The organism is Inquilinus limosus (assembly GCF_002195995.1).
GTDB classification, from domain to species: Bacteria; Pseudomonadota; Alphaproteobacteria; order DSM-16000; family Inquilinaceae; genus Inquilinus; species Inquilinus limosus_C.
On the sequence record NZ_NHON01000213.1, the window covers coordinates 1 to 1,709 of the forward strand.

Sequence of the window (1,709 nt, forward strand, 5' to 3'; positions counted from 1 at the left end):
GCCCTTTCCGCCGCGCCGGCCCTGGCTGCCGGGACGGCGCCGAACGGCGTCAGCCTGGAGCTCAACACGCTCGAGCCGCGCGGCCAGAACTGCGCCGTGAACATGGTGTTCGGCACCGGCGACGACGCCGCGGCCGCCGCCCTGCTGCGTCGCCTGGCGCCGAGCTATGCCGAACTGCTGCCGGCGCTGGGATAGGGCGGCCTGGCGCCAGGGCCGTGGATGCAGGCAGCCTGCCTCGTTCACGCGCGCCCCGTTCGAAGGCGTGCGAATGCCGCGGCCGCACGGGTTCGCGGGCCGCGAACCCGGCCTATGAGGGCAGCGTCAGCCCGAAGCCCCGGGCTTCGGCCTCGCGCTCGCGGTGCCGGCGTTCGTCATCGGTCTCGGGCGGCGCGGTCGAGACCGGCGGGGCCGGCGGGGCCGGCGGGGCCGGCGGATCGGGTCCGCGCGGCACGGCGCGTTCGGCCGTCATGTCCCTGGCCGATCTTCGGAGGGCGTCCTCGGCCCCGGCCCGCCAGGGCTCGTCGGGCACGGGCAGCCGCATGATGACGTTGTCGTCGTCATCGAAGACTTCGCCCGTGTCGACCCTGGCCTCGTAGAATTCGTCCCCCGGGAGGCCGAGATCGGCGGCGGCGATGCTGCAATAGGATGCGGACTCGGTGACGGGGTCGTCCGGGGTCCACCATCCGTCGGCGTTGTAGCCGGCCGGCACGACAGCGGGGGCCGATGCCTTCGGGCCGGCGGCGGCCGGATCGGCCGTGTCCAGGCCGGCGGCGAGGGCGCGGCGGGACAGGCCGATGTCGCGGCCGAGGCGCAGGATCAGGGTCTCGATCGGCAGGGCGGTGTCGGCCAGGTCGGCGTCGATGCGCTCATTCCCGGTCAGCCTTTCCCACAGCCCGGTGGTCAGCCGCTCGCGGGCTTCGGGCTTCCCGGCGGCGATGGCGCGGGAGATGCCTTGGGCGACGGCGTGGCGCCGGCCGTCCTTCTCGTCCCGAAGCCGGTCGTTGTGGCTTGCGGCCCTGCGCTGCGCCTCCTCACGCTGCTGGCGCAGCCTGGCCCTGAGGGCGACGGCGCGGCGGATGCCGAGAAAGAGGCTGCTGAAGCGGGTCTCGGCCGTCCCGGCACGATCGAGATCGCCGGCCGCAAGGGCGGCGACGCCCCGGGCCTGGAACCCCGAGGCGAGCTCCTCGGCGAGACGGGCCATGCGGGACAGCATCGCGGCGTCCTCGGCAGCCTCGTCCGTGGCCGGCGAAGCGGCGGCGGGAGTCCCGGCTGTGATGGCGCCATCGACCATGTCTGGATTAGAACAAAAAGGGAACATAAAGTCAAGCGAAACCGCATCCGCGGCCATCGCTTGATGGCCGTGCGCCGCCGGCGTCTTCGCGTTGCCTCTCCCGCCTGGCGAGACTGTTTCAGAACAGCTGAAGCCGTTCCCTTTTGAGTCCCCCCTCCCCTTGCGGGAGGGGGGGCAGGGGGAGGGGGTTCGTGTGTGCAACCGGAGAGATGGTTGACACTATGGACCGGGGACATGGTTGACAGTTTCCACGGTTTGTTCTGGTGCTATAGGGCGGCCCGGCCGGGCCGCCCTATAGCGGCGAAGCGTTCGAGTGTTACGGTCGATCAGGCCGAGATCGACGTCTGCGAAGCGGACGATCCAGTCGCCGGACTGGGTCTCGGCGACGCCGACGGTTTCGCCGATCAGGGCCTGGGAG

3 protein-coding genes are annotated in these 1,709 nt (G+C 72.0%); 2 read left to right on the forward strand and 1 reads right to left on the reverse strand.

The features are described 5' to 3' along the window. Positions 1 to 195, forward strand: a 195-nt coding sequence (locus tag BWR60_RS36000) for a hypothetical protein (RefSeq protein ID WP_144445884.1), incomplete at its 5' end; no start/stop codon positions are given. 112 nt (positions 196 to 307) lie between these two features. Here BWR60_RS36000 and BWR60_RS36005 read toward each other — a convergent pair. Continuing rightward, positions 308 to 1,213, reverse strand: coding sequence for a hypothetical protein (locus tag BWR60_RS36005; protein ID WP_144445885.1), 906 nt, complete (start codon positions 1,211 to 1,213; stop codon positions 308 to 310). 312 nt (positions 1,214 to 1,525) lie between these two features. Between BWR60_RS36005 and BWR60_RS37910 the strand changes: the two genes are divergently transcribed. Next, positions 1,526 to 1,709 (forward strand): hypothetical protein (locus BWR60_RS37910; RefSeq protein ID WP_218823848.1); only part of this gene is annotated, 184 nt, incomplete at its 3' end.